This window comes from Brevundimonas sp. UBA4553, from assembly GCF_002387245.1.
Taxonomy (GTDB): Bacteria; Pseudomonadota; Alphaproteobacteria; order Caulobacterales; family Caulobacteraceae; genus Brevundimonas.
This window is the reverse complement of the sequence record NZ_DGLD01000013.1, coordinates 180,846-206,421: the sequence shown is the minus strand read 5'-3', so window position 1 is coordinate 206,421 and position 25,576 is coordinate 180,846. Positions and strand designations below refer to the sequence as shown.

The following is a 25,576-nucleotide window of genomic DNA, read 5'->3' as shown; positions in this document are numbered from 1 at the left end:
TCGGGACCCGCGTCCCGAGGGGTTTTTCCTTGCCCGACGCCCCCTGCGCCCTAGAGGGCGCCCGTCGCGGCCAGACCAATAATGCCGGCCACGCCGACCACGATCCGCCACCAGGCGAAGAGGCCGAAGCCGCGCTTGGACACGAAATCGAGCAGGAAACGCACCACCGCCAGCGCCGAGATGAAGGCGGCGATAAAGCCTATGGCGATCAGGCCGAAGTCGCTGAAATCCAGCACATCGCGGTTCTTGAACAGATCATAGGCCACCGCCGCCCCCATGGTCGGCAGGGCCAGGAAGAAGCTGAACTCGGCCGCCGAACGCTTGTCCGTCCCCAGCAACAGGCCGCCGGCGATGGTCGCGCCCGAGCGCGACACGCCCGGGATCATGGCCAGACACTGGAACAGGCCGATCAGGAAATAGACGCGGAAGGGGTAGCGATCCGCATCCAGATAGCTCGGCATCTTCTTCAACCGATCCAGCCACAGCAGCAGCAGGCCGCCCACGATCAGGGCGACGCAGATGACCAGGGGCGTCTCGAACAGGACGGTCTTGATGAAGCCGTAGGCCATGAAGCCGATCACCACCGCCGGCGCGAAAGCGACCAGCAGGCCGATCAGAAAGCGCCGCGCCGCCGGGTCGAAGGGCCAGCGTGTCGCCAGGGTCCACAGACGCTGGAAATAGACGCTGATGATGGCCAGCAGAGCGCCCAGCTGGATGACGATCTCGAACGTCTTGCCGGTGCTTTCGAAGCCGAGAAAATGCCCCAGCAGCAGCAGGTGGCCGGTGGAGGACACCGGTATGAACTCGGTCAATCCCTCGACCAGACCCAGAAGGATCGCCGTCAGCCAGTCCGCCATGAAAACTCCGTCTCGACTGGCGGCGGTCCGTCCGCGCCAGCAGCCCCTTCCTTAGCGCCCCGGACAAGACGCCGCCATTGGCGGATGACCGGTTTTGCGCGACAAGGGCGGGGATGACCGCCTCTCCCCTCGACGACGCTCACGCCACGACCCGCCGCATCACCGCCCTGTCGGTGGGGACGGCCACGATCCTGATCGTGATAAAGGCCTTTGCCCTGGGCGCCTCGGGCTCGGTGTCGATCCTGGCGACGCTGGCCGATTCCTCCTTGGACCTGATCGCCTCGCTGGCCACCTTCTTCGCCGTGCGCTGGGCCGCGACGCCTGCCGACGAGGGGCATCGCTACGGTCACGGCAAGGCCGAGGCCCTGGCGGCCCTGGTGCAGGCCGGACTGGTCTTCGCCTCGGCGATCTTCATCGGTTGGGAGGCGGTGCAGCGCATCTTTGATCCCCGCCCTGTCACCGCCGGCGGCTGGGCCGTAGGCGCAGTGATCATCTCGATCGCCGTCACCCTGTGGCTGGTGTGGATGCAGAGCCGGGCGTTGAAGAAGACCCGATCCCTCGCCGTCGCAGGCGACCGCGCCCACTACGCCGCCGATCTGGCGGCCAATGTCGTGGTGCTGATCGGCGTCGTTTCAGGGGCCTATCTCGGAGCCCCCGGCCTCGACGCCGCCGCCGGCCTGGTGGTGGCGGTCTGGCTGTTCTGGGGCGCGATCTCCATCCTGCGCGACGCCGCCGACCACCTGCTGGACCACACCGCGCCCGACGCCGACCGCGCCGCCGTCGTCGCGGCCGTCCTGGCCGATCCGCGCATCTCCGGCGTGCACCAGCTTCGCACCCGCATGGCCGGGCAGGTGCTGATGATCCAGATGCACGTCGACCTGGAACCCAGCCTGACGCTGGACGTCGCCCACGCCATCGTCGTCGAAGCCGAACAACGGGTGCTGGCCGCCTTTCCTCACGCCGACCTGCTGATCCACGCCGACCCGCGCGGCAGCGGCGACAGCCACGGGCGTCGCGACGGCGCCGCTCCGATCCCGGCCGCCCCCGCCGACACGGAAGTCGAGCCGCTGGCGATCCGCCCGGGTCCCTGGTCATGAACTGCGACGGTCCGTCGCGGTAAACGCGCCCTTAACGAGCGGCGCGTATGGATTGGGCGATGTCCGCGCCCGCCGTCCTCTATCATTTCGCCTTCCACCCCGGTTCGCGCACGGCGCGACTGGCGCTGGGCGAGGCGCGCGTCGAGTTCGGCGAAGAACCGGTCAAACCCTGGGAGGAGGACTGCCCCCTCTTCGACCTGAATCCCTCGGGAATGCCGCCAGTCCTGACGGTGACCGAGAAGGGCAAGACCCTGACCCTGTGCGAAACCGACGCCATCCTGGGCTGGATCGAGGACCGGGCCAAAGGCGACGTCCTGATGCCCGCCGATCCGGGCGAGCGCGCCGAGGCGCGGCGGCTGGCGACCTGGTTCAACCGCCGCTTCATCGACGAGGTCGACGCCGTCCTGCTGCACGAGCGGATGGAGAAGCCCCTGCTGCGGCTGGGGCCACCCGAGGCGCGGATGCTGCGCGAGGGGCGCGACGCCCTGCGCGCCCATCTGGCCATGCTGGAAGGTCTGGCCGCCGGTCGTGAATGGCTGGCCGGACGTCGCCTCAGCCAGGCCGACCTGATCGCGGCGGGCCACCTGTCGGTGCTGGACTATTTCGGCGAGATCACCTGGGCCTCCTATCCGTCGCTGAAGACCTGGTATTCCAAGTTGAAGTCGCGGCCCTGCTTCCGCCCCCTGCTGGGGGATCGTTTCCCCGGCGTCCACCCCGCCACCTGGTACGCCGACCTCGACTTCTGAGGCTAACGAGGGCTAAAGCGCCCTCATGGCGGCCGATCCCCGCATCTTCATCCGACAGCGCGCCGCCGAACTGGGCTTCGGCGTGTGCCGCTTCGCCTCGGCCAGCGACCCGTGGAGCGCGGGCGAAAAGCTGGCCCACTTCGTCGAAGCGGGCCGTCACGGCGACATGGGCTGGATGGAGACGACGCTGGAGCGCCGCGCCCACCCGACCGCCATGTGGGACGGGGCGAAGACCGCCATTGTTCTGGGCATGAACTACGGCCCCGAGGCCGATCCCCTGCCGGAGCTCGAAGACAGGTCGGCGGGCTATATTTCGGTCTATGCGCGCGGCGACGACTATCACGAGGTCATCAAGGGCCGTCTGAAGATCCTGGCTGGCCAGATGGCGGCGCGGCTGGGGCAGGAGGTGAAAGTCTTCGTGGACACCGCCCCCCTGATGGAGAAGCCCCTGGCCCAGCGCGCCGGTCTGGGCTGGCAGGGCAAGCACACCAATCTGCTGAGCCGCACCCACGGCAACTGGCTGTTCCTCGGCGTCATCCTGACCGCCGCCGAGATCGAGCCCGACGAGGCCGAGACCGAGCATTGCGGCCGCTGCACCGCCTGTCTGGACGCCTGCCCGACCAACGCCTTTCCTGCGCCCTTCCAGATCGACGCCCGACGCTGCCTCTCCTACCTCACCATAGAATACGCCGATCCTTGGCCGGTCGAGTTCCGCATCGCGACAGGGCCGCGCATCTATGGCTGCGACGACTGTCTGGGCGCCTGCCCCTGGAACAAGTTCGCGCAAGGGGCGTCGGAGGCGCGCCTGCACGCCCGCGACAGCCTGAAGGGGCCGCGGCTTGCCGATCTCCTAGCCCTGGACGACCCGGCATTTCGCGCCCTGTTCACCAAAAGCCCGGTCAAGCGCATCGGGCGGGATCGCTTCATCCGCAACGTCCTCTATGCGACGGGGAACTCCGGCGACGCCGCACTGGTCGCCCCGGTCGAAGCCCTGCTGGACGACCCGGCCCCCGTGGTGCGCGGGGCGGCCGTCTGGGCGCTGTCGCGGCTGCATGGCGAGCGGTTCGCGGCGCTGCGTGAGGTGCGACTGGCGGTCGAAGAGAACGAGAGCGTCAAGGCGGAATGGAATCCTTCTCTCCTTGCGGGAGAAGGTGGCCCGCGCAGCGGGTCGGATGAGGGGTCTCGCCGCCCTCAGACCTAGCAAAAAGGGGTTTCCCACTTGGAGAAACCCCTCATCCGTCAGGCTTCGCCTGACACCTTCTCCCGCAATGGGGAGAAGGGTCTTCAGACGTCGGCGGAACCCACACCACGACCGCCGCCGGGGACCGGGGCCACGTCCAGCAGCTTCAGCCGGAACACCAGCACGGCGTTGCCGGGGATCATCGGCGGGCCGCCGGCTTCGCCGTAGCCCAGCTCCGGCGGGACGTAGAGCAGCCATTCATCGCCGGGCTTCATCAGTTGCAGCGCCTCGGTCCAGCCCGGCACGACCTGCTCGGGGCTGAAGACGGCGGGCGAGCCGCGCTTGAACGAGCTGTCGAAGACCGTGCCGTCGGTCAGGCTGCCTTCGTAATCGACCCGCGCCAGATCGTTGCGGTCGGGACGAACGCCGCCCGCAGGGCCGCTGGCCACGACCTTGTACTGCAGGCCCGACGGCAGGGTCTGGACCCCCTCCGCCGAGGCGTTGGTCTTCATGAAGGCGGCGGCTTCTTCCGCGTTCTTCGCCAGATCGGCGCCGGATGCGGCGGGCTGGCGATTGCAGGCGGCCGTAGCCAGCAGGGCGGCGACGGTCGCCGCAGCAAATGCGGGCTTAGCCCATGCGAAGTTCATAGCCACGTTCCTTGAGCGCTTCGCCGATTTCCTCGGCATGTCTGGCGTCGCGAGTTTCGACCATGATGTCGAACTCCGCCCCCTTGGCCGGCACGTCCAGCGCCAGCCGGTTGTGCACGACGTCGATGATATTGCCGCCCAGGCCGCCGATCACGGCGGCCATGGCCGACAGCATGCCGGGGCGGTCGTCGCCCAGGATGCGATAGACGATCAGCCGCTTCTCGCGAACCATTTCGCGGTTCAGCACCACGGCCAGCATGCGGGCGTCGATATTGCCGCCGGTCAGCTCGACGCCGACCTTCATGCCCCTGAACCGCTCGGGATTGGCCAGGATGGCGGCCAGACCGCCGGCGCCGGCGCCCTCGGCCACCGTCTTCTCCAGCGTGGCCAGCAGGGCCACGCCCTTTTCGAAATCGGCCTCCTCGCAGACGAAGACCTCGTCGATCAGGCTGTCGGCCAGAGCAAACGGAATCTCGCCCACGGCCTTGATGGCGATGCCCTCGGCAATGGTCTGGCCGCTGCATTTGGCCGGTTCGCCGCGACGACGGGCGGTGAACGACGGATAGCGGGCCGCTTCGACGCCGAAGATCTTGATGTCCGGCTTCATCGCCTTGGCGGCGATGGCGCTGCCGGCGATCAGGCCGCCGCCGCCGATGGGGATGATCAGGGCGTCCAGATCCGGCGCGTCCTCGACGAACTCCAGCCCGCAGACCCCCTGGCCCGCCACGATGCCCTCATCGTCGAAGGCCGAGACGAAGACATAGCCATGCTCGGCCTCAAGCCGTTTGGCCTCCTCGGTCGAACCCGAAAAGTCGAGGCCGTGGATGACGACGTTGGCGCCGTGGGCGCGAGTGCCGTCCACCTTCACGAAGGGGGTGCCCTCGGGCATGACGATGGTCACGGGCACGCCGAGGCGACCGCCGTGATAGGCCAGAGCCTGGGCGTGGTTGCCCGCCGAGGCGGCGACGACGCCGCGCTTCATTTCGTCCGGCGTCAACTGCAGCAACCGGTTCAGGGCGCCGCGTTCCTTGAAGCTGCCGGTGAAGTGCAGGTTGTCGAACTTGATCCAGATCTCGGCGCCGGTCAGTTGCGACAGGCGGCGCGAATAGCGGACGGGCGTGCGGTCGACCTGGCCGGCGATGCGTTCCTGCGCCGCGCGGATGTCGTCGAAGGTGACGGTCATGAAGTTCCTGAAAACGTTTCTGGCCGGTCTCTGCGTCCGGTCTCCGGCGCTCTTGTGGCCTACCACGCGACGCCGGGCAACCTTGACTCCAAGGGTCGTGGGGGGCCATGCCGGTCACGCTTGAAACGAGTTTCGGGAACCCTCCATGTCGAACCGTCGCCCCTCCCTCGCCCTCGCCGCCATCCTCGCCGGCGCTCTGGCTCTCAGCGCCTGCGCCACCACGCCTGTGGGCGGCGGAGCGAGCCCGGCCGAGTTCAGCGCCGACGCCTTCGCTTGGTCGACCCGCGCCGGCCAGGCCTCGATCGAGGGCCGCGTGGCTTTCGCCCAGGACGGCCAGGCCTTTAGTTGCGTCGGCAATGTCGGCCTGATCCCCGACACCGGCTACACCCGTGCCCGGATGCAGCGCCTCTATGGCTCGACCGAGCGCGCCGCCGTGCCCGCCGCCGTGGTCCGGGCTCGCTCGGCCGGCGAACAGGGAGCCGACTATCGCTCGTACGAACGCGCCCAGCCTTGCGCTGACGGCGCCTTCCGCTTCAGCGGCCTGCCCGACGGCAGTTGGTTCCTGATTTCGCCCGTGAAGGCGGGCGACGACATCGTGGTCCTGATGAAGCGCGTTCAGACGCGCGGCGGACGGATGGTCAACGTCACCCTCGGGGGCTGAACAGCGACGGGGATCGGCGTTCGCCATCCTTTGGCCTTACGGGGCCGCTCTCTGAACTGATCCAATCACGGACAGTCGGGGAGCGCGTTCTTGTCCCAACACAACATCATGGGTTCCGAGGCCTTCAACAAAGGTCCGTTCGTCATCATCCGCGCCGTGAAATCGGGCGGCTTCCGTCGCCGCCGTTCCCGCTCCGTGGCCGCCTACGCCGTCGTCGCCGTCCTGGCCTTGTCGGCAGGGGCGGCTGCAGCCGCCTTCGCGCTCGGCCCGCTGCTGATCCAGGTCGATCCCGGCGTCGCCGCCGCGCCTGCCGCGCCGGCTCCGACGCCCGCTGTGGTCGGCGCGCCAAGACCGGCGGCCTGAAGCCTAGGGACCGATAAAGCTCAGCGCCTCGGCGAACAACTCGCCCCGGCTGCGCACCCCCAGCTTCTGATAGGCGTGTTTCAGATGCGTGCGCAGGGTCTCGATGGAGATGTCCAGCGCCTGGGCGATCCGACCCGTCTCGACACCCGCCAGCAGCATTTCGATGATCCTGCCCTCGGACGGGGTCAGCAGGTGGTTCTCGATCAGGGCCTGAAAGCGGACTTCGCTGCGCGCCCTTTGCAGGGTCAATCCGACCAGGTCGTGCGGCGGCCCGGAAACCGCGCGCGCCCAGGCCACCCAATGACGGCCGCCTTCGCCGGGCGCCACGGCGCAGCCGGATTCCTCGGGTCGGGCCCCAGCCACCAGGCTGGCGATGATCGCCGAACGCGGCGCCAGACGGCCGTCGCTGACCTCGAAAGCCTCGCCGTCGTCGCGCAGCACCCGCGCCGCCTCGTTCATCCACAGGACGTCCAGTTCGCGCGTCACGATCAGGCGCGCGCGCCGCTCCCCATCCATCCAGTTGGCCAGCGCGCGCCCGCAGACCGCGTCCAGATCGGCGCCGTCGCTAGAGGATGAACGCCGCCGATCGCGCGACACGCGGCGATCGACCGACAGCCAGAAAGCCCTTTGCGACGCCTCAGGGGCCTCGGCCTCAGCAGAACCGTGTATCACACCGTCGCTCCAGCTTTGGCCGCCCCCGTCCGACCGCTTGTTGCTCCACCACCTAACGCAACGCCACAATCTCGACGAATTCACCATACCCCAAAATATTCTCATGAACACCCCACAGATTGGTGATGCCCATCATCGCGAATGTCTCGTATGGTCTACACAGACAGAGCGACGAAATATTTGTTTCTACAATACAGAGCTTGGCCGATATGTAGAACATGTATCATTTACTTGCTCTACAAGTGAAAGCGCGATTACTAATAATAGATTAGGGATTTAAATCCTTGAGTTTGCTGAACTTCGTTCAGCTGCACCAACCCTGACACGCCGATCGCCACCACCGCGCTCTGCGGGATCGACGCGCCAAAGGGCGGGCCGAGCGAGGCGCAAGCGTTCTCGCTTAAACATCGGCGCTTCGGCGCGACAGCCTCGCCGCGGGATTGCACGCCCCCCAGCGTCCCGCGCGACCGGAGTCGTCGCCGAAGCGCCAGGCCTGCCGACAATCTGGTGGAGGCTTGAGGGCGCGCCAGACGCCGGACCACGCCCCGAGGCCCTGGAGCGGCCGATGGGAATCGAACCCACGACATTCAGCTTGGGAAGCTGACGTTCTACCTCTGAACTACGGCCGCGCTGGGCGGACCATAGAGGCCGGGGCTGAAAAGAAAAGAGCCTCGGCTCGCTTGGGCGAGCGGGCGTGCGCCATGCCTCAGTCGCGGATGCGTTCGACGCGCACGCCGCGCTGTTCGAGTTGCGCTTGCAGGCTGTCGACGCCCGCGAGGTGGCCAGCGCCGACCGAGATGAAGGCGGTGCCCGAACCGGCGAGCAGGGTCTGGATCTGATCCGCCCAGGCCTGATTTCGACGCGTCAGCATGACGGCGTACATCTCGGGCGATTCCGCCTTCATCTCCTGACCGATCAGGCTGTCCAGGCCGTCGACATCGCCGGTGGACCAGGCGGTGACCATGCGGTCGAGGAAGGCCTCCGCCTGATCGAACTCCTTGAGCCCCGACCGCAACATAGCCAGTTGAGCCTCCTCGGACATGTCGGCGATGAAGCCGATCTGCTGGGGCGCGGTCTCGAAACCCTTGATGGGTTTGCCGGTGGCGGCGGCGCGGGCGTGCAGGACCTGATCGCCGCCGTTGGCCGCGACATAGCCGGCCTTCTGAATCGAGGCGAGCGCCAGTTGCAGGCTGGCCAGCCAAGGGCGCAAGGGATCCAGTTGCGCCGCCGTGGAGCCGACGGTGCGGGCGGCCAGATCGAGGTCGGCCATCTCCTCGGTGGTCAACAGGCTGGACAGCGGGCGCTGGGGCGACAGCCCCTTGGCCTGGATCAGCGGCACGACCCCGTCCTGATTATTCAGGTCAGCGATCTCGAACCAGTATTCATCCGCGCTGGCGAAGGCCTGGTCGACGCGCCGAGTGCCCCAGGCGGTGTCAGGCTTCAGGACGTGAACCGTGCCGAAAAGGTAGAGGGTAGAATCCGCGTCTCTCACCACCCAGAGGCCCGGGCCGGACCCGGCAGACGCGGCCACGACGGCGGCGGGCTCGACGGTCGGCGCCGGGGCCTGGGCCTGGACGGAGGGCGCTAGCAGGAGAAGCCCCGCCCCCGTTCCCGCCATCAGGATCGCGCGAAAACGCGAGGACAATCGGGGAAAACGCATGGCGGGCATCCTTTGGCGGGCGCGGGCGACGACCGTTAGTCCTCGTCCGAGAAGATGGATTCGATCGGCAGGGCGAACAGCCGCGCGATCTTGAAGGCCAGCGGCAGGGACGGGTCGTAGCGGCCCGTTTCCAGCGCATTGACGGTCTGGCGCGAGACGCCGAGTTCGGTGGCCAGATGAGCCTGACTCCAGTCGCGCTCGGCGCGCAGGACCTTGAGACGGTTGTTCATGCCGCCCTCCTCAACGCCGACCCAGCCACCACCAGGCCCAGGCGACGCCGTAGCCGATCAGCATCAGCGTCAGCATGGCGAAGGCGCCCGTGGCGGCGTAGGCGGCGGGGTCGGAGCGCTCGGAATACCAGGCCGGGATATTGATCGCCGCCGCCTGGGGCAGAGAGGCCAGGATGACGAAGACGCCGCCGACGGCCATGCCGCTGGATCCGCCCCAGAACCAGGCCCATTTGTGGGCCTCCTGCGCGGCCTCGTCGATCGAACGCATCCATTTCAGGCTGATCCACATGGCGATTACCATGCTGATCACCGCAAAGACGCCGATGATCGTCAGTGCAACCGGATTGGCCAGCACATCTTCATCGCTGGCGCTGAGGTAGCCGATGACGCCCCCCGTGACGAAGATCGCCGCCAGGAACAGGCCCAGCGCGACGGCGGACTGAATATAAAGTTTACGCTTGCTGGCCACGACGCCCTCCCGCTCTGACAAGGACGTTTTACAACGCGGAGCCCGGCCGTCAAGCGAGGTCGCCGGGATAAGGCGATCCTACTCCGCGGCCGGCGCGTTCAGCAGCTCGGGGCGGCTGAGGGTGCGTGGGGATTGCTCGACGGCGGGCAGCTCGGGCAATTCCTTGCCCTCATGGTCCACCTGCAGGTCCTCGAAGCGGCGGGCCGAGACCATGACCTGGCTCTCCAGCGAGCCGACGAACTGGTTGTACTTGCCGACGGCGGTTTCCAGCGCCCGACCGACCGAGGCGGCATGGCCTCCCATGACCGACAGGCGCTTGTAGAGCTCCTTGCCCAGCCTGGCGACGTCCTCGGCGTTCTTCGCCTGCTCCTCGGCGCGCCAGCCATAGGCGACGGCCTTGCACAGCGCGAACAGCGTAGTGGGGGTGACGATGACCACGCGCGAGGCCATGGCGTCCGTCATCAGGTTCGGCTCGTGATCGAGCGCGGCGGCCAGGAAGGCGTCGCCCGGCACGAACATGGCGACGAAGTCGGGACTGGGCTTGAACTGGTCCTGATAGGCCTTGGACGACAGCTGGCGGACGTGGGTCTTCATGCTGGCGGCGGTGCGGGCCGACATGGCGCGCCCTTGCGCCTCCTCGTCGCCGTCCGCCTCGTCGGCGAAGGCCAAGGAGACCTTGGCGTCGATGACGAACATGCCGCCGCCGGGCAGCTTGACGATGAAGTCGGGGCGCTGTTGGCGGCCCTCGTCGTTGGCCGAGGAATTCTGCTCCTCGAAGTCGAAGCGCCCGGCCATGCCGGCGGCTTCCAGAACATTGCGGCAGGTCTGCTCGCCCCAGCGACCACGACGGCCGGTATTGCCCTTCAGGGCCTCGGTCAGGCGGCGCGCCTCGTCGCGAGTGGCGGTCGAGGCGGTCATCAGGGCGGCCAGTTGCTCCTTCAGCCCGCCGGTGTCCTCGGCGCGGGTCTTCTCCAGGGCGGCGACGTGCTCCTGGAACTTGGCCAGAGTTTCCGAAACGGGCTTGAGCTGGGCCTCCATCCGCTCGCGGGCGACGCGGTCCTGGGCCTGGAAGCTCTCGGTGGCGCGGGCCACCAGCTTGGTCGCCACGGCCTCGGCCGACTGCGAGGCCTGGGCCTTGAGGAACTCCGCCATGGAATCGCGGCTCTCCTCCATCAACTCCAGCCGGGCGTCGGCGGCGTCCAGCGCGCCCTTGGCCTTCTGCCAGCCCATGAAGGCCCAGAAGAAGCCGGCCACAGCGGCCACGGCGACGACCAGCAGGATGAGTTCGAGCGTGTTCATGCTCCGTTCCTAACGGGAGTCGCCGGCCGTTGAAAGCGGAGCCGCGTCAACCGCGGACGCAGGGGATCAGGCGGGACGCCTGGCCCGCAACGCCTGAACGATGGTGCCGTCATCCAGCCAGTCCAGTTCGCCGCCGACGGGGACGCCCCGCGCCAGAGAGGTGACCTCGACCCCCGCCGCCGACAGGCGCTCGGCCAGATAGTGGGCCGTGGTCTGGCCGTCGACGGTGGCGGGCAGAGCCAGAACGACCTCCCTCGCCTCGCCGCCGCCCATCTCGCCGCCTTTGACGCGGCCGATCAGTTCGGCGATGCGCAGTTGCTCGGGGCCGACGCCGTCCAGCGCCGACAGCAGTCCGCCCAGGACATGATACTTGCCGCGAAAGGCGCCGGAGCGCTCCATGGCCCACAGGGCGCCCGCTTCCTCGACCACGCAGATCAGGCTGTTGTCCCGGGCGTTGTCGGAACAGATCGAACAGGGATTGCGCGTGTCAGGCGCGGCGCAAACCGAACAGTTGACCACCTTCTCCGCCGTCTCGGTCAGCGACGCCGCCAGTGGGACCAGAAGCTGCTCGCGCCGCTTCAGCAGGGCCAGGGCCGCGCGCCGGGCCGAGCGCGGGCCCATGCCCGGCAGCTTGGCCAGCAGGCTAATCAGCCGTTCGATTTCCGGCCCGGCGGAGGCGGCCATCAGAAGAGTTTCGGCATTCCCGGGATGTTCATCCCGGCCATGGGGCCGGCGGCCTCGCGCATCAGGGCGCTGTTGACCTCGTCCAGCTTGCGCTTGGCGTCGGCGTGGGCGGCGACGATCAGGTCGGCCAGGATTTCACCCTCGCCGGGCGCCATCAGGCTGTCGTCGATCTTCACGGCGGTGATCTCGCCGGGCCCTTTGAGGGCGATGGAGACAAGGCCGCCGCCCGAGGTGCCCTCGGCGGTGGTTTCGGCCATTTTCGCCTGGGCGTCCTGCAGCTTTTGCTGCATGGCCTGGGCCTGTTGCATCAGGGCGTTGAGGTCTTTCATGCCCCCTAGATAGGGCGATCCGCGGCGCGGCTCCAGACCCTCGTGCCGAACATCGCTCCAAATCAGCAACAGTTTTTGTGGCAATCCCCTTGACGGGCGAGTGTGGCGAGCCATATTCGCCACAATTGAAGTTGCTAATCCTGCTCAGGAGCTTTTCCCATGGCCTTCGACGCCCTTTCCACCCGCGACGTTCCGGTCGCCGACGCCGTGCTAGCCCAGTTGTTCACCGAGGCGCGCACGCGCAACGGCTGGAGCGACCGCCCCGTGTCCGAAGCGTTGATCCGCCAGCTTTACGACTTGACCAAGTTCGGCCCGACCGCCGTCAACATGACCCCGGCCCGCTTCGTCTTCGTCACCTCGCCGGAAGCCAAGGCGCGCCTGTCAGTGCACATGAGCGAAGGCAACCGCGCCAAGACCCTGGCCGCGCCGGTCAACCTGATCATCGCTCAGGACCTCGACTTCCACGACACCTTGCCGAAACTGTTCCCGCACGCGCCGGGCGCACGCGACTGGTTCCTGGACGAGGCCGGTCGTCGCGAAGCCGCCTTCCGCAACGCCTCCCTGCAGGGCGGCTATCTGACCATCGCGGCGCGCGCCCTGGGACTGGATGTCGGACCTATGTCGGGCTTCGACGCCGCCGGCGTGAAGGCCGAGTTCTTCCCTGACAGCCATGTCGAGCCGAACTTCATCATGAACCTGGGCTACGGCACGGACGAGAACCTCTTCCCCCGTTCACCCCGACTCGCCTTCGAGGAAGCCGCGCAGATTCTCTAAGCGCGAAAACGGCGAGGGCGATCAGTCGTCTTCGCCCGCTTCGTCGTCCTCGGGGATGGCGGGCATCTCGACCGCCGGGGCCAGGAGCTTGATCTCCTTGATCTCGGCGCCGGGGAAGGCCTGCATGATGGACACGACGAAGGGGTCCGCCTCGACCGCCGCACGGCGGGCGGAGCGGGCCTTTTTCTCGACCTCGATCAGGGTCTCGCCGCCACCCTGGCCATTGGCGGCGATCAGCCAGGTGCGGCCGGTCCATTCCTTGAGCCGCGAGGCCAGGCGCCGCGCCAGATCGACGGGGGAGCCCGCCGCCGGTTCATAGACAATGGCGCCCGGCTTGAACGAGACCGGCTTCACATAGCGCTCGACGTCCATCTGCAGCGTGATCTCACGCTTGTCGCCGATCAGGGCGACCACGGCCTCGAAGGTCTGGGGGTCCGGCAATGCCGGCTGGGCCATGGGCCGCGCCGCCAGCATGGCTGAGGCGCCGCCTCCGCCGCCGCCCCCACCACTACGAGGACCGCCCGCGCCGCCGCCCGGCAGGGTCCCCCCCGACTGGATGGCCTTCAGCGCTTCTTCCGGTCCCGGCAGGTCGGCGGCGTAGGCCAGACGGACGATGGCCATCTCGACGGCGTCGGCCGGATTGGGTGCGCGCCGCACCTCGTCCAGGGCTTTCAGCAGCATCTGCCAGGTCCGCGACAGGGTCCCGGCGGAAATCGCCGCCCCCATGGCCGTCAGCTTCTGCGCCTGATCATTGGGCAGGCGGGTGGCGTTCGGCCCCAGCATCTTGGCGACCGAGGCCGCGTGGCAATGCTCCAGCAGGTCGTTGGTCACCTGCACCGGATCAGCGCCATAGCCGTAAAGGGTGCGGAAGGTTTCCAGCGCCTCGGGCGTGCGCCCGGCCATGATGGATTCGAACAGGGCGATCGTCTGGGTCCGGTCGGCCAGACCCAGCATGTCGCGCACGGTCGCGGTCTGGACCGTCGCGCCGCTCTCGGCCTGAACCAGGGCCTGATCCAGCAGGCTGAGGCCGTCCCGCACAGAGCCTTCGGCCGCGCGGGAGATCAGGGCCAGGGCCTCCTGCTCGATCTTCATGCCCTCGCGATCAGCGATGCGCGACAGGTGCTCGACCAGGATTTCCGGCTCGACGCGACGCAGGTCGAAGCGCTGGCAGCGCGACAGGATGGTCACCGGGACCTTGCGGATCTCGGTGGTGGCGAAGATGAACTTGGCGTGGGGCGGCGGCTCTTCCAGCGTCTTCAGCAGGGCGTTGAACGCCTGCGTCGACAGCATGTGGACCTCGTCGAGAACATAGACCTTGTAGCGGGCCTCTACGGGGGCGTAGCGGACGCTTTCAAGGATGTCGCGGATGTCGTTGACGCCGGTGTGCGAGGCGGCGTCCATCTCCATGACGTCCATGTGCTGGCCGGCCATGATGGAGGCGTCGTGACGGCCATGCGCCGTCAGGCTCAGCGACGGCTTGTCGATGACGTCGGTTTCGTTGTTCAGCGCGCGGGCCAGCAGGCGGGCGGTCGTCGTCTTGCCGACGCCCCGAACCCCGGTCAGCATGAAGGCGTGGGCGATGCGGCCGGTGGCGAAGGCGTTGGTCAGGGTCCTGACCATGGCCTCCTGCCCGATGAGATCTTCGAACGTGCGCGGGCGGTACTTGCGCGCCAGAACCTTGTAGGCGCCGTCGTCGGCGGGCTCGTCGGTGACAGGTTCGGCTTTCGCAGGCGTGGGAGCGGGCGCGACGACCGGGGCAGCTACAGGCTCGGGCGCAGCAGCGGGCGCGCCGAACATGTCGTCGGTGTTCTCGTCCCGCTCGGGAACGTCCTCCTCCCAGGGAGGGCCATCAAGACTCGGATCGACGTCGCTCATGATCCTGTCTTAGCGCGAGAGGGCGCGGTCGCGCACCCCCTCGCGAGAGACGGACTTCAGAGATCGGTGGGCAGACGGCCGCCGTTGTCGCGGATCTTCTGAATCACCTGCTTGTGCAGCCAGATATTCATGCTGGCGCTGTCGGACTTGTCGCCGGTGTAGCCCAGCTCGTCGGCCAGTTCCTTGCGCTCGGCCAGCGAGGATTCCAGCCCGACCAGCTTCATCAGATCAACGATCGAGGTGCGCCAGTTCAGCTTCTGCGCGCGCTGGTCGTTCATGAAGTCAAGGATGCCGGCGACATCGACCTCGGGCGCCGGCTGAGGTGCGCTGGCGACGGCGGCCGTGACCGGGGGCTGGACCGGGGTCGCGGCCGGCGCGGGCGCCACCGGGGCGGCAGGAGCCGCGTCTTCCTTCTTCTTCTTGAAGATGCCGCCGAGAATGGACCCGAGAATGCTCATGCGCCTGCTCCTGAAAGGGTGAAGCCCATTCAGCGGGTCAAGGCGTGTCCGGTTCCGTGACGCTTGCGCGACGCAGCCAAGAGCCCTGCTAAAAAACAGAGTCCAAATTCGTCTGAATAGTCTGAAATCGCGCTCAAGCGGCGACCGACCGCGTCGGGAGCGTAGCGCAAAAAAGGAGGTGGAGACCGCGACCCGAAGGGGAATTCGTTGTGGCTGCTGCCTTCCGGCCCTGACCAGATTGGCGAAGCCTTCGCCCGCGATCTCCGAGGAGGGATATGACGGTTGCCGAGCCGGGAATCAAGACCCCTCCCCGCGCGGTCGTCTCGGGGGTATGAAGCGCCATGCCCTATCGCAACGCCTTCTCCGGCAATCCGCTCGACCGCTCCGGCGACCTTCGCAACGACGTCGCCTGGCTGGGCGAGCAGGAGGCCAACCCCGAGGCCCTGGCCATGGTGCTGTGGGAGGGACGGCCTCTGGTCGAGGATCATGAAGGCGGACAACGGCTGGTCTGGCTGTCGCTGGGCCACGGTCGCGACCTGGTCCCGGACCGCGACGTCTTCCTAGGCCTGTGGAAGGGCGCGCCGGTCTTTGCGGTGGAGTTCGAGGGCTCCATCGATCCGACGACCGGGCCGGCCGGGGGACTGGGCCAGTTCATCGAGATGCGCGCCGCCGCCGCCGCCCTGGCGGAGGCCGACGTGGCCATCGCCGGAACGGCCAAGAGCCTGTTCGACTGGCGCCGCCGTCACGGCTTCTGCGCCGCCTGCGGCAAGGCGACCGATCAGGCCTCGGGCGGGTGGCGGCGGGTCTGCCCGGCCTGCGGGGTCGAACATTTCCCGCGCGTCGATCCGGTCGTCATCATGCTGCCGGTCTACAAGGGCGGTGCGGAACCTCGTTGCCTGCTGGGCCGCCAGGCCGCCTGGCCCGAAGGCCGGATGTCGGCCCTGGCCGGCTTCATGGAACCCGGCGAATCCATCGAGGAGGCCTGCGCCCGCGAGGTGATGGAGGAGGCGGGGCTGACCGTGTCGGGCGTCGCCTATCATTCCAGCCAGCCCTGGCCCTTCCCCGCCCAGTTGATGATCGGGCTGATCGCCGAGGTCACGGACGACAACGCCGCCCCGGACCAGACCGAACTGGAAGCCGTGGCCTGGCTGACGCGCGCCGAGGCGCGGGCAGTGCTGGCCGGGACGCACGGGACGATCCATGCGCCGCCGCCGTTCGCCATCGCGCGGCGGCTGCTGGAGACCTGGGCGGAGGAATAAGGCCCTTCTCCCTCAAGGGGAGAAGGCAGGGTCAGGCGAGCGCTCTGGCCGCTTGCAGATCGGCCGGGTTGTCCACCGACAGCGGGGCTTCGTCGATCACCGAGGCCCAGATCTGCAGGCCCATTTCCAGGGCGCGCAGCTGCTCCAGCTTTTCGCGCCTCTCCAGCGGCGACGGCGGAGCGGCGCAGAAGCGCATCAGGGCGTCGCGGCGATAGCCGTAGATGCCGACGTGCCGCCAGATGGGACCGTCGCCGTAGAGGGTCGAGCGGGTGAAATAGAGGGCGCGGCCGCTGGTCCCGCCTTCCGGCAGGGCCAGGACGGCTTTCACCACATCGGGGTTGGTGCGGTCCGAGACCTCGGCCTCGGCCGCGACCAGGGTGGCGATGTCGCAGGCCGGTTCGCCTGCCAGCAGATCGGCGCAGGCGCGCGCCAGACCAGGCGAGGCGAAGGGCATGTCGCCCTGGATGTTGATGACCAGATCATGTGCGCCGTCGGGATCGACCGCCTCGACCGCAGCGCGGATGCGGTCCGAACCGCTGGGCAGGCCAGGATCGGTCAGGACGGCCAGGCCGCCGGCCGCCTCCACCGCCTCGACGATTTCGGGATCACCGGCGGCCACGGCGACGCGGAAACCGGACAGGGCCGCCTGTTCCCAGGCGCGCACGATCATCGGCTTGCCGCCGATATCGGCCAGCGGCTTGTTGGGCAAACGGGTCGCCGCCATGCGAGCGGGTATCATTATCAGCGGATTCATCGACTTGACGACGTCCAGAGGCGCCCGGAAGCGGCCGGGCCGGTTGCGAAGGTCGCGCTAGCGTGTCAGAGACGCCGACGCAAGAATATGCCTGAGGCCGCTTCGCGGTTGGGGGGCTCATTAGAGACGGGAAGCGACGACGCGCATGAGCGGCGATCTGAAGTGGAACAAGATTATGGGCGCGTGCCTGGGCACCGCCTTTGTGATCCTGGTGGTCCAGCAGGTTTCGGGCATGGTGTACCACACCAAGCAACCCGAAAAGATGGGCTACTTCGTGGACGCGCCGGACGAGGCCGCGGGCGCTGAACCGGCCGCCCTGCCGATCGACTGGGGTACGGTCCTGCCGACCGCCGATCTGGCCGCCGGCGAAGCCGCCTTCGCGCGCTGCCAGGCCTGCCACACCGCCAACACGGGCGGCGCGGACGGCATCGGCCCCAACCTGTTCGGCGTCATCGGCGGCCCCGCCATGCACCGCGCCGGCTTCGCCTATTCGGACGCCATGGCCAAGCACAAGGCCGAGGCCCCGACCTGGGGCTATGACGAGATCGACCACTTCCTGACCGCGCCGGGCCGCTACATCCCCGGCACCAAGATGTCGTTCGCCGGCATCCGCGACGAGAAGACCCGCATCAACCTGATCGCCTGGCTGCGCACCCAGGGCTCGGGCGGCTTCGGCATCCCCGCGCCGGATCCGGCGCGTCAGCCGGGCGCCGCAGCGGCTCCGGCCGCCGAGGGCGCGGCTCCGGCCGAAGGCGCCGCCGCCACCGAGGTCGCTCCGGCGGCGGAAGGCGCGGCTCCGGCCACGACCCAGGCCACCCCGGCCGCTCCGCCGGCCGCGACCAGCGCCCCGACGGCGTAAGCGTCAGCTAATCCAGACAACGGAAAAGGCGGCCTTCGGGCCGCCTTTTCTGCGTTTGGGCGTCTGATCCTCGCTCGTGAAAACGGGGAAGGATTGAGAAGGGAGTTCAGATGCGCCGGAAGACGGCCGAAGCAAAGCCTTCGCCGGTCAGCCGGGCCTCGACCTCGGACAGGGGCTCGATGACCACCCCGCCATGGGCGCCGGTGGCGTGAATGACCTGATCGGCGTCCACCATGATGGCGGAATGGCCGGTCCAGTCGTGGTCCTGGTTCGGGGCCATCCAGACGACCAGATCGCCGCGCTGCGCGGCGGCCCGGGCGATCGGGCGCCCCAGATCGGCCTGGGCGTCGGAGCGGCGCGGGCCGGGCAGACCGCAGGCCAACAGGGCCTGTTGCACCAGCCCCGAACAATCCGTCTCGAACGAGGAACGGGCGCCCAGGGCATGGGGACGGCCCAGAAGCCGCTCGGCCACCGCCACCGGCTCGCGCTCGAAATCGCCGACCGGTTGAAGGTCGGCCTCGCTGAGGCCGTCGGCCGTCTCGCCGATCAGGGCGTTCAGCGGCAGGGCGGCGGCGACGGAGGAGACGCGGTGGGTGGCCAGCGGCGCGCCGGACGACAGCAGGTTCAGCGCGACCCAGCCGACGACGCCGTCGCGCCGGGCGCGGCCCCAGGCCCGCTCACCCTGGCGATGCAGGACGTCGAAGGCCTCGCCGAACAGCAGCTGGTCGATGCGCTGGTCCGTGTCGGAAAGGATGTCCGCGACAGGAACCCGGCAATGCATGGGTTCGGGGCGCAGATAGGCCTCGGCCCGGATCAGACCTTCCAGCGCCTGCTCGGCCAGCACCACGCGATCCCCGTCCCGAAGGATCAGGGGGGCGCCGGGCGGGATCAGGTCGAGGGCGTCGGACAATACGAGGGCTCGGCGGTTCACGCGGGTAAGTCGCCCCTTGTAAACGCCGAAGCCAAATCGGGCGTTAACAGCCTTGGCTATTGGGCGAATCGGTCACGCAGATAGCGGTAGCAGGCGCGCAGGGCCTGGGCTTCGCCGCCCTCGGGCCAGCCGGGACGGGCGCGGGGGTTCCAGGCGAAGATGTCCATATGCGCCCACGATCCCGTCGTCGGCGCGAACTTCTGCAGGAACAGCGCCGCCGTCACCGATCCGGCCTGCGCCCAGGCGGCGGAATCGTTCTTCACATCCGCGATCTCGCTGTCGAGAGAGGCGCGATAGCCGGCCCACAGCGGCATCCTCCACAGGGGATCGCCCACCGCCTGACCGGCGCTGAGGATGCCCTCGGCCAAGGCCTCGTCGTCGGTGTAGAGCGGCGGCAGTTCGGGGCCGAGAGCCATCCGCGCCGCACCGGTCAGGGTGGCGAAATCGAGGGTCAGGTCGGGCTCGTGCTCGCCCGCCCGCGTCAGGATGTCGGCCAGGATCAGGCGACCCTCGGCGTCGGTGTTGCCGACCTCGATGGTCAGACCCTTGCGGCTGTTCAGGATGTCGCCGGGGCGGAAGGCGTCGGCGGATACCGCATTCTCGACGGCGGCGACCAGCACCACCAGACGCACGGGCAGGTCCGCCCGCATGATGAGGCGCCCGAGCGCGAGGGCATGGGCCGAACCGCCCATGTCCTTCTTCATGTTGCGCATCCCGGCGGCGGGCTTGAGGTCCAGACCGCCGGTGTCGAACACCACCCCCTTGCCGACCAGGGCCACCAGCGGCAGGTCGGTTCGGTCCAACTTCCAGCCGAGCTCGATGACGCGCGGGGCGCGATGCGGCGCGGCGGCGCGGCCGACGGCGTGGACGGCGGGATAGTTCTCTTCCAGCAGGGCGTCGCCAGTCGTGACGGCAAGCGTCGCGTCCGCGGCTTCCGCGATTTCGCGGGCGATAGTCTCGATCTGCAGCGGCCCCATGTCGGCGGCGGGGGTGTCGACCATCTCGCGGGCCAGGGCGGCGGCGGCGGCGATGTTCAGGGCCTCGGCCAGATCGAGGCCCGCAGGCGCGACAAGGCGCGCGCGGCCGCGCTCGGGCCGGGCCTTGTAGCGGTCGAACAGGTAGCCGCCAAGGGCGAAGGCCAGAGCGGCCTGCGACGCCGCCTCGCCCTCTACGCCCTCCAGACGCCAGTCGCCGGCGGGCAGACGGGTCGGCAGGGAACGGGCCGTCAGGGGATCAAACGTCTCGCCCGCGCCGAACAGGGCCTCAGACGCCGCGCCGTCGTCGCTGGGCACAATGAGAAGTTGGCCCGTCTTGCCGGTGAAGCCGTTGGCCTCGGCCCAGGCGGCCGCCTTGCCGATCAGCCCCTGCCCTTGCGCCACGAGGCGCACCGGGCGCGCGGCGTCGGAAGCGGCGATCAGCAGGTCGGAGTGAACCACGGACATGGGGCGAGCCTTTCCGGCCCTTAAAGGCCGATTAACCAAACCTTGACCCGGAGGCGCGACGCTGGGGCCGCAGGAAACCGTCCGGACCCTCTCCATGTCGCGCACCGCCGTCGCCGCCGCAACCATGACGCTGGCTCTTTGGAGCCTGGCGGGCGCCGTTCAGGCGCAAACGCCCGCTCCTGCCGCCGTGCAGACGCGCGCGCCCGCCGACGCCGCGACGCGCGCAAGCTATGACCGCGCCGACGCCCTGACGCGCTCGGTCTTCTGGTCGCAGGAACAGCAGATCAATCCGATGGACCCGGTCGCCGGGGTCAAGACGGCCCAGGCCCTGCGCGAACTGGGTCAGTTCGATCAGGCCGCCGAGACGGCGCAGGGCGTGTTGACCGTCCAGCCCGCCAATATCGAAGCCATGCTGGAGGTCGGCCGCGCCCACATCGCGCGCGGTCAGGCCTTCTATGGCATCGCCGCATTGGAACAGGCGCGCGCTTCGGCCCCGCGCGACTGGCGGCCGCTGTCGCTACTGGGCGTGGCCTATCAGCAGGTGCGTCGGGCCGACGACGCCAAGACCGCCTGGAACGAAGCCCTGCGCCTGTCGCCCGACAATCCGGACGTCCTGACCAACGCCGCCATCGCCCGCATGGGCGAGGGCGACGCGCCCTCGGCTGAAATCCTGCTGCGCCGCGCCGCGGCCCAACCGACCGCCACCCTGAAGGTGCGCCAGAACCTGGCCCTGTCGCTGGGCCTGCAGGGCAAGACGGCCGAGGCCGAACAGATCCTGCGCCGTGATCTGCCGCCCGAGGTGGCCGACGCCAACCTGCGCTGGCTGGCTGAAAGAACGGCCGCGGCGAGAGGCGCCCCCGTCACGGCGGCTGTCGAGCCCGGCACGGCCCGCACCTGGTCTTCGGTTCAGGGCGGTTGACCTAATCCGCCCAGGCGCAGCGGGAGAGGATCGCATCTTCATTCTTCCACCCATCACGCCTATCTTCACCGCATGATCGACGACCTCTACAGCGCGCGCATCCTGTCGCTGGCGGCCAACCTGCCGCACAGCGGGCGGTTGGCCGCCCCGCAAGGGACCGCCGAACGCGTGGCCAAGCTGTGCGGGTCGAAGGCGATCGTCGATGTGGCGCTGGACGACGCGGGCCGCATCAGCGACTTCGCCCAGGCGGTGAAGGCCTGCGCCCTGGGTCAGGCGGCGGCGGGCGTGGTGGGCGAGAGCATCATCGGCGCCACGGCTCACGAAATCGCCGAGGCCCGTGACGCCATGCTGGCCATGTTGAAGTCCGGCGGCGAGGGCCCGGCCGGGCGCTTCGAGGGCCTGCGGGTGCTGAAACAGGTGGCGGACTATCCGGCGCGCCACGCCTCGACCATGGTGGCGCTGGAAGCCACGCTGGACGCTGTCAATCAGGCGTTGGAAAAGCACCACAGCGATACGCGAACTCGCCTCGCCGGCGCGGCCTGAGGCTTCGCCCGGTTGATCCCCCTGCGATGACAAGGGATAAGCGGCGCGAACCCGAAACAGAGCCCCCGGCGAAGGGACCGATGTCTCTCTACGAACGCAGCGTCCGCGCGGCCCATCGGGGCTACAAGGTGACGCTGTCCCCCTTCTTCGGCCAGTCGTGCCGATTTCTGCCGACCTGCTCGGACTATGGGCGCGACGCCCTGCTCCAGCATGGTCCGGTTCGGGGGGGATGGCTCACCGTGCGCCGTCTCTGTAAATGCCATCCCTTCGGCGGTTCGGGCTATGATCCCGTGCCGCCCGCCAAGATCGAAAAAGAACGACCGTCATGATCGAACTGAAATTCCCCGACGGCGCCGTGCGTCAGTATCCGGCCGGCTCGACGGGCCGCGACGTGGCCGCCGCCATCTCGCCCTCGCTGGCCAAGAAGGCGGCCTTGGTCGTCTGGAACGGCGAGCAGCGCGACCTGGACCGCGTCATCGACGGGAACGGCGACTTCCGTCTTTTGATGCGCGACGATCCCGAGGCGCTGGAGACCATCCGTCACGACGCCGCCCACGTCCTGGCCCAGGCGGTGCAGGAGCTGTTCCCCGGCACCCAGGTCACCATCGGCCCGGCCATCGAGGACGGCTTCTATTACGATTTCGCCCGCGACGAGCCCTTCTCGACCGATGACTTCGCCAAGATCGAAAAGAAGATGGGCGAAATCATCGACCGAGGCGCCCCGCTGGAGCGTCAGGTCTGGGACCGCGACGAGGCCATCGCCCACTTCGAAAAGATCGGCGAGACCTACAAGGCCGAGTTGATCCGCGATCTGCCGGGCACGGAGACCATCACCGTCTACAAGCAGGGCGAATGGGCCGACCTGTGCCGGGGACCGCACTTCCCGACCACAAAGTTCGTCGGCAAGGCCTTCAAGCTGACCAAGCTGGCCGGCGCCTACTGGCGCGGGGATTCGAACCGCGCCCAGCTGCAGCGCATCTACGGCACCGCCTGGGCGACCAAGGAGGACCTGGACGCCTATCTGCTGCGCATCGAGGAGGCCGAGAAGCGCGACCACCGCAAGCTGGGCCGCGCCATGGAGCTCTTCCACATGCAGGAAGAGGGCCGCGGCATGGTCTTCTGGCACCCCAAGGGCTGGGTCCTGTGGCGCGTGCTGGAGGCCTATATGCGTCGCCGTCTGGACGCCTCGGGCTATGTCGAGGTCAAGACGCCGCAAGTGCTGGACCGCAAGTTCTGGGAGGCCTCGGGCCACTGGGAGAAGTACCGTCCCAACATGTTCGTCTGCGAGACGGTGGAGGGCGAGACCCTTTCCCTGAAGCCGATGAACTGCCCCGGCCACGTGCAGATCTTCGATCAGGGCCAGCGCTCCTATCGTGAACTGCCGCTGCGCATGGCCGAGTTCGGCGCCTGCCACCGCTATGAGCCGTCGGGTTCGCTGCACGGCCTGATGCGCGTGCGCGGCTTCACCCAGGACGACGCCCACATCTTCTGCCGCGAAGACCAGATCGTCGACGAGACGGCCGAGTTCATCAAGCTGGCCCAGTCGGTCCACGCCGACCTCGGCATGGAGACGGCCTACATCAACCTGGCCACTCGCCCCGACGTCCGCGCCGGGTCGGACGAGTTCTGGGACAAGGCCGAGGCCCAGATGGCCGAAGCCGCACGCCACGCCGGGGTCGATGTGGTCATCGCCGAGGGCGACGGCGCCTTCTACGCGCCCAAGCTGGACTTCATCGTCAAGGACGCAATCGGTCGCGAATGGACCTGCGGCACGATCCAGCTGGACTATGTCCTGCCGGACCGTCTGGACGCGACCTACATCGCCGAGGACGGCCAGAAGCACCGCCCGGTCATGCTGCACCGCGCGATCCTGGGCTCGTTCGAGCGCTTCATCGGCATCATGATCGAGAACTACGCCGGGGCCTTCCCGCTGTGGCTGGCGCCGACCCAGGCCGTGGTGGCCACCATCACCTCGGACGCCGACGGCTATGCCGAGGAAGTCGTCGCCAAGTTCCGCGCCGCGGGCCTGCGCACCGAGATCGATCTGCGCAACGAGAAGATCAACTACAAGATCCGCGAACACTCGGTCGGCAAGGTGCCCGCCATCGCCGTCGTCGGCCGCAAGGAAGCCGAGGAAGGCAAGGTCGCCATCCGCCGCCTGGGCAGCCAGGCCCAGACCATCGTCACCGTCGAGGAGGCCATCGCCATCCTGACCGACGAGGCCCTGGCGCCGGACCTGAAACGTCTCCGCGACGGTCAGGCCTGAACATGACAACGCCCCGGTCGAGCGACCGGGGCGTTTTTCTTTGGGACCATACTGATCCGCTCATCCCCGCGGAGGCGGGGACGCAGTAGGAGCTTCACGCGCCGCGACACGGGTAGACTTCACGGCCATCGGTGACCGAAACACGCGTGGCCAAAGCCTGGGTCCCCGCCTCCGCGGGGATGAGCGGGGGTTTAGGTCACTGCGCCGTCAGGCCGCCGTCGATCTTGAACTCCGCGCCGGTCACGAACTTGGACTCGTCCGAGGCCAGATAGAGGACGCAATACGCCACGTCGTCGGGCTCGCCTATGCGCTTCAGCGGAATGCCGCGCGCAAGCTTTTCATGCGCCGTCGTCTCGTCGCCGCCGGCCATGGCGACGAAGGGATCGAGGATCGGCGTCTTGATGAAGACCGGGTGGACCGAGTTGGCGCGTACGTTCCAGCCGGCCTTGGCCGCCTCCAGCGCCACCGTCTTGGTGTAGAGCCAGACCGCCGCCTTGGTGGCGTTGTAAGCGCCCATGCCCGGCGCCGCCGCCAGGCCCGCGATCGACGAGATGTTGACGATGGAGCCTGCGCCCGACGCCCGCAGATGCGGCATGGCGTGCTTGCAGCCCAGCATGACCGACTCGATGTTCACCGCCTGAACCAGCCGCCAGTTGTCCAGCGTGTCCTGTTCCGCCCAGGCCAGAGAACCGCCGATGCCGGCGTTGTTCACCAGGATGGACAGGCCGCCCATGTCCTCGGCGGCGGCGGCGGCCACGCGGACCCAATCGTCCTCACGCGTCACGTCATGCTCATAGGCGAAGGCCGAGCCCGGGTAATCAGCGTTGATGCTGTCGGCCAGAGCCTTGGCGCCGTTCAGATCGCGGTCGGAGACGGCGACTTTCGCTCCTTCGCGCACCAGCATCCGCGCCATGGCCTGGCCCAGACCGCCCGCCGCCCCGGTGATGAGGGCGGCCTTGCCGGAAACGCGTCCCTGACGAGGGGCGCTCACTCGACCAGACCTTTGACGGCCTCGTTGATGAAGCGGGCCATGGCGACATCGCGCTCGGTCACGCCGCCCGCGTCATGGGTGGTCAGCAGCACCTCGACGCGATTGTAGACGTTGGACCATTCGGGGTGGTGATCCGCCTTGTCGGCCAGCAGGGCGACGCGGGTCATGAAGCCGAAGGCGGCGTTGAAGTCGGCGAACTTCAGCGAGCGGGCGATGGCCGGACGCGGATCGTCGGCGCGGCGCCAGTCGGGCAAACCCTGAAGCACGGCGTTGACGTCGAGGGCGGCGGTCATGGGCGTCTCCTTGATTTTGTTCAGGCGTATCGCGGCCCCGCCAAGGCGACAAGCCGTGACGCCGCGTCAGCCTGTCGATGTTCTGCGACGCTTCCCCGGATGACGCCGCGCGCATGAGGCGTTACACCCCCTGTC

The 25,576-nt window shown here is 68.4% G+C and carries 29 protein-coding genes, 1 tRNA gene and 1 other RNA gene; 12 read left to right on the top strand and 19 right to left on the bottom strand.

The window, feature by feature from the left end; translation table 11 throughout:
* Positions 1–50: 50 nt before the first annotated feature.
* The gene (locus B4A39_RS08670) at positions 51–857 is read right to left on the bottom strand and encodes an undecaprenyl-diphosphate phosphatase (RefSeq protein WP_292035462.1); all 807 of its coding nucleotides are present in this window, start codon (positions 855–857) and stop codon (positions 51–53) included.
* Positions 858–970: 113 nt separating this feature from the next.
* Between B4A39_RS08670 and B4A39_RS08665 the strand changes: the two genes are divergently transcribed.
* The 3 genes from B4A39_RS08665 to queG are packed head-to-tail and all read left to right on the top strand — an operon-like array spanning position 971 to position 3,901.
* Positions 971–1,954, top strand: a complete 984-nt coding sequence (locus tag B4A39_RS08665) for a cation diffusion facilitator family transporter (protein WP_292035459.1) — start codon at positions 971–973, stop codon at positions 1,952–1,954.
* Between the two features lie 59 nt (positions 1,955–2,013).
* Positions 2,014–2,700 (top strand): glutathione S-transferase family protein, encoded by a 687-nt coding sequence (locus B4A39_RS08660; protein ID WP_292035456.1) that lies wholly within the window; start codon positions 2,014–2,016, stop codon positions 2,698–2,700.
* Between the two features lie 25 nt (positions 2,701–2,725).
* A complete protein-coding gene (gene queG / locus B4A39_RS08655) occupies positions 2,726–3,901 on the top strand; it encodes a tRNA epoxyqueuosine(34) reductase QueG (RefSeq protein WP_292035452.1) in 1,176 nt (391 codons plus the stop codon).
* 83 nt (positions 3,902–3,984) lie between these two features.
* On the opposite strand, the gene B4A39_RS08650 is transcribed toward queG, so the two are convergent.
* Together B4A39_RS08650 and B4A39_RS08645 are read right to left on the bottom strand one after the other, a co-directional pair.
* Positions 3,985–4,527 (bottom strand): FKBP-type peptidyl-prolyl cis-trans isomerase, encoded by a 543-nt coding sequence (locus B4A39_RS08650; protein WP_292035449.1) that lies wholly within the window; start codon positions 4,525–4,527, stop codon positions 3,985–3,987.
* Complete coding sequence (locus tag B4A39_RS08645) at positions 4,508–5,710, bottom strand: threonine ammonia-lyase (RefSeq protein WP_292035446.1); 1,203 nt, start codon at positions 5,708–5,710, stop codon at positions 4,508–4,510. Before B4A39_RS08645 ends, B4A39_RS08650 begins: the two co-directional genes overlap by 20 nt.
* 145 nt (positions 5,711–5,855) lie before the next feature.
* Here B4A39_RS08645 and B4A39_RS08640 point away from each other — a divergent pair, with 145 nt between their 5' ends.
* Positions 5,856–6,371 carry a hypothetical protein gene (locus B4A39_RS08640; RefSeq protein ID WP_292035444.1) on the top strand — a complete coding sequence of 172 codons (516 nt, stop codon included), beginning with the start codon at positions 5,856–5,858 and terminating at the stop codon, positions 6,369–6,371.
* A gap of 90 nt (positions 6,372–6,461) precedes the next feature.
* Positions 6,462–6,734: a hypothetical protein gene (locus tag B4A39_RS08635; RefSeq protein ID WP_292035441.1), complete on the top strand. Its 273-nt coding sequence runs from the start codon at positions 6,462–6,464 to the stop codon at positions 6,732–6,734.
* Between the two features lie 3 nt (positions 6,735–6,737).
* On the opposite strand, the gene B4A39_RS08630 is transcribed toward B4A39_RS08635, so the two are convergent.
* The 8 genes from B4A39_RS08630 to B4A39_RS08595 all read right to left on the bottom strand — a co-directional run bounded on the left by B4A39_RS08630 (position 6,738) and on the right by B4A39_RS08595 (position 12,077).
* Positions 6,738–7,406, bottom strand: a complete 669-nt coding sequence (locus B4A39_RS08630) for a helix-turn-helix transcriptional regulator (protein WP_292035437.1) — start codon at positions 7,404–7,406, stop codon at positions 6,738–6,740.
* Between the two features lie 554 nt (positions 7,407–7,960).
* Positions 7,961–8,035: transfer RNA gene (locus tag B4A39_RS08625), tRNA-Gly, on the bottom strand.
* Positions 8,036–8,112: 77 nt separating this feature from the next.
* Positions 8,113–9,066 (bottom strand): TraB/GumN family protein, encoded by a 954-nt coding sequence (locus B4A39_RS08620; protein WP_292035434.1) that lies wholly within the window; start codon positions 9,064–9,066, stop codon positions 8,113–8,115.
* A gap of 35 nt (positions 9,067–9,101) precedes the next feature.
* Positions 9,102–9,296 carry a helix-turn-helix transcriptional regulator gene (locus B4A39_RS08615; protein WP_292035432.1) on the bottom strand — a complete coding sequence of 65 codons (195 nt, stop codon included), beginning with the start codon at positions 9,294–9,296 and terminating at the stop codon, positions 9,102–9,104.
* A 10-nt stretch (positions 9,297–9,306) separates the two neighbouring features.
* Complete coding sequence (locus B4A39_RS08610; protein ID WP_292035429.1) at positions 9,307–9,765, bottom strand: hypothetical protein; 459 nt, start codon at positions 9,763–9,765, stop codon at positions 9,307–9,309.
* 78 nt (positions 9,766–9,843) lie between these two features.
* Positions 9,844–11,064, bottom strand: a complete 1,221-nt coding sequence (locus tag B4A39_RS08605; protein WP_292035427.1) for a DNA recombination protein RmuC — start codon at positions 11,062–11,064, stop codon at positions 9,844–9,846.
* Between the two features lie 66 nt (positions 11,065–11,130).
* Positions 11,131–11,748: a recombination mediator RecR gene (gene recR / locus B4A39_RS08600; protein WP_292035425.1), complete on the bottom strand. Its 618-nt coding sequence runs from the start codon at positions 11,746–11,748 to the stop codon at positions 11,131–11,133.
* On the bottom strand, positions 11,748–12,077 hold the full coding sequence (locus B4A39_RS08595) for a YbaB/EbfC family nucleoid-associated protein (RefSeq protein WP_292035422.1): 330 nt from the start codon (positions 12,075–12,077) through the stop codon (positions 11,748–11,750). The genes recR and B4A39_RS08595 overlap by 1 nt, the downstream gene beginning before the upstream one ends.
* Positions 12,078–12,236: 159 nt before the next feature.
* Between B4A39_RS08595 and B4A39_RS08590 the strand changes: the two genes are divergently transcribed.
* The gene (locus tag B4A39_RS08590) at positions 12,237–12,851 is read left to right on the top strand and encodes a malonic semialdehyde reductase (RefSeq protein WP_292035421.1); all 615 of its coding nucleotides are present in this window, start codon (positions 12,237–12,239) and stop codon (positions 12,849–12,851) included.
* Positions 12,852–12,872: 21 nt separating this feature from the next.
* On the opposite strand, the gene B4A39_RS08585 is transcribed toward B4A39_RS08590, so the two are convergent.
* The 3 genes from B4A39_RS08585 to ffs all read right to left on the bottom strand — a co-directional run bounded on the left by B4A39_RS08585 (position 12,873) and on the right by ffs (position 15,452).
* Positions 12,873–14,726 carry a DNA polymerase III subunit gamma/tau gene (locus B4A39_RS08585; protein ID WP_292035419.1) on the bottom strand — a complete coding sequence of 618 codons (1,854 nt, stop codon included), beginning with the start codon at positions 14,724–14,726 and terminating at the stop codon, positions 12,873–12,875.
* Positions 14,727–14,782: 56 nt separating this feature from the next.
* On the bottom strand, positions 14,783–15,184 hold the full coding sequence (locus B4A39_RS08580; RefSeq protein WP_292035417.1) for a DUF3597 domain-containing protein: 402 nt from the start codon (positions 15,182–15,184) through the stop codon (positions 14,783–14,785).
* Positions 15,185–15,358: 174 nt separating this feature from the next.
* Positions 15,359–15,452: signal recognition particle sRNA small type (ffs, locus tag B4A39_RS08575), an RNA gene on the bottom strand.
* A 73-nt stretch (positions 15,453–15,525) separates the two neighbouring features.
* Between ffs and nudC the strand changes: the two genes are divergently transcribed.
* Entirely contained in the window at positions 15,526–16,443 is a 918-nt protein-coding gene (gene nudC, locus B4A39_RS08570; protein ID WP_292035415.1) for an NAD(+) diphosphatase, read from the top strand.
* A 31-nt stretch (positions 16,444–16,474) separates the two neighbouring features.
* Here the strand turns inward: nudC and B4A39_RS08565 are convergent, their stop codons facing one another.
* A complete protein-coding gene (locus tag B4A39_RS08565) occupies positions 16,475–17,197 on the bottom strand; it encodes a 3-deoxy-manno-octulosonate cytidylyltransferase (RefSeq protein ID WP_292035413.1) in 723 nt (240 codons plus the stop codon).
* A gap of 145 nt (positions 17,198–17,342) precedes the next feature.
* Here B4A39_RS08565 and B4A39_RS08560 point away from each other — a divergent pair, with 145 nt between their 5' ends.
* Entirely contained in the window at positions 17,343–18,056 is a 714-nt protein-coding gene (locus tag B4A39_RS08560; protein WP_292035412.1) for a c-type cytochrome, read from the top strand.
* A gap of 106 nt (positions 18,057–18,162) precedes the next feature.
* Here the strand turns inward: B4A39_RS08560 and B4A39_RS08555 are convergent, their stop codons facing one another.
* Positions 18,163–18,966 (bottom strand): C40 family peptidase, encoded by an 804-nt coding sequence (locus B4A39_RS08555; RefSeq protein ID WP_292035410.1) that lies wholly within the window; start codon positions 18,964–18,966, stop codon positions 18,163–18,165.
* A gap of 77 nt (positions 18,967–19,043) precedes the next feature.
* The gene (locus B4A39_RS08550) at positions 19,044–20,429 is read right to left on the bottom strand and encodes a leucyl aminopeptidase family protein (protein WP_292035408.1); all 1,386 of its coding nucleotides are present in this window, start codon (positions 20,427–20,429) and stop codon (positions 19,044–19,046) included.
* A 94-nt stretch (positions 20,430–20,523) separates the two neighbouring features.
* Here B4A39_RS08550 and B4A39_RS08545 point away from each other — a divergent pair, with 94 nt between their 5' ends.
* The 4 genes from B4A39_RS08545 to thrS all read left to right on the top strand — a co-directional run bounded on the left by B4A39_RS08545 (position 20,524) and on the right by thrS (position 24,157).
* A complete protein-coding gene (locus B4A39_RS08545; RefSeq protein ID WP_292035407.1) occupies positions 20,524–21,348 on the top strand; it encodes a hypothetical protein in 825 nt (274 codons plus the stop codon).
* A 72-nt stretch (positions 21,349–21,420) separates the two neighbouring features.
* Positions 21,421–21,891, top strand: a complete 471-nt coding sequence (locus B4A39_RS08540; protein WP_292035405.1) for an iron-sulfur cluster assembly scaffold protein — start codon at positions 21,421–21,423, stop codon at positions 21,889–21,891.
* 80 nt (positions 21,892–21,971) lie between these two features.
* Positions 21,972–22,220 carry a membrane protein insertion efficiency factor YidD gene (gene yidD / locus B4A39_RS08535; RefSeq protein WP_105562548.1) on the top strand — a complete coding sequence of 83 codons (249 nt, stop codon included), beginning with the start codon at positions 21,972–21,974 and terminating at the stop codon, positions 22,218–22,220.
* A complete protein-coding gene (gene thrS, locus B4A39_RS08530; protein WP_292035403.1) occupies positions 22,217–24,157 on the top strand; it encodes a threonine--tRNA ligase in 1,941 nt (646 codons plus the stop codon). Before yidD ends, thrS begins: the two co-directional genes overlap by 4 nt.
* A gap of 196 nt (positions 24,158–24,353) precedes the next feature.
* Here thrS and B4A39_RS08525 read toward each other — a convergent pair whose 3' ends face one another.
* Together B4A39_RS08525 and B4A39_RS08520 are read right to left on the bottom strand one after the other, a co-directional pair.
* On the bottom strand, positions 24,354–25,148 hold the full coding sequence (locus tag B4A39_RS08525) for an SDR family oxidoreductase (protein WP_292035401.1): 795 nt from the start codon (positions 25,146–25,148) through the stop codon (positions 24,354–24,356).
* Positions 25,145–25,441 (bottom strand): 4a-hydroxytetrahydrobiopterin dehydratase, encoded by a 297-nt coding sequence (locus B4A39_RS08520; protein WP_292035399.1) that lies wholly within the window; start codon positions 25,439–25,441, stop codon positions 25,145–25,147. Before B4A39_RS08520 ends, B4A39_RS08525 begins: the two co-directional genes overlap by 4 nt.
* Positions 25,442–25,576 lie beyond the last annotated feature (135 nt).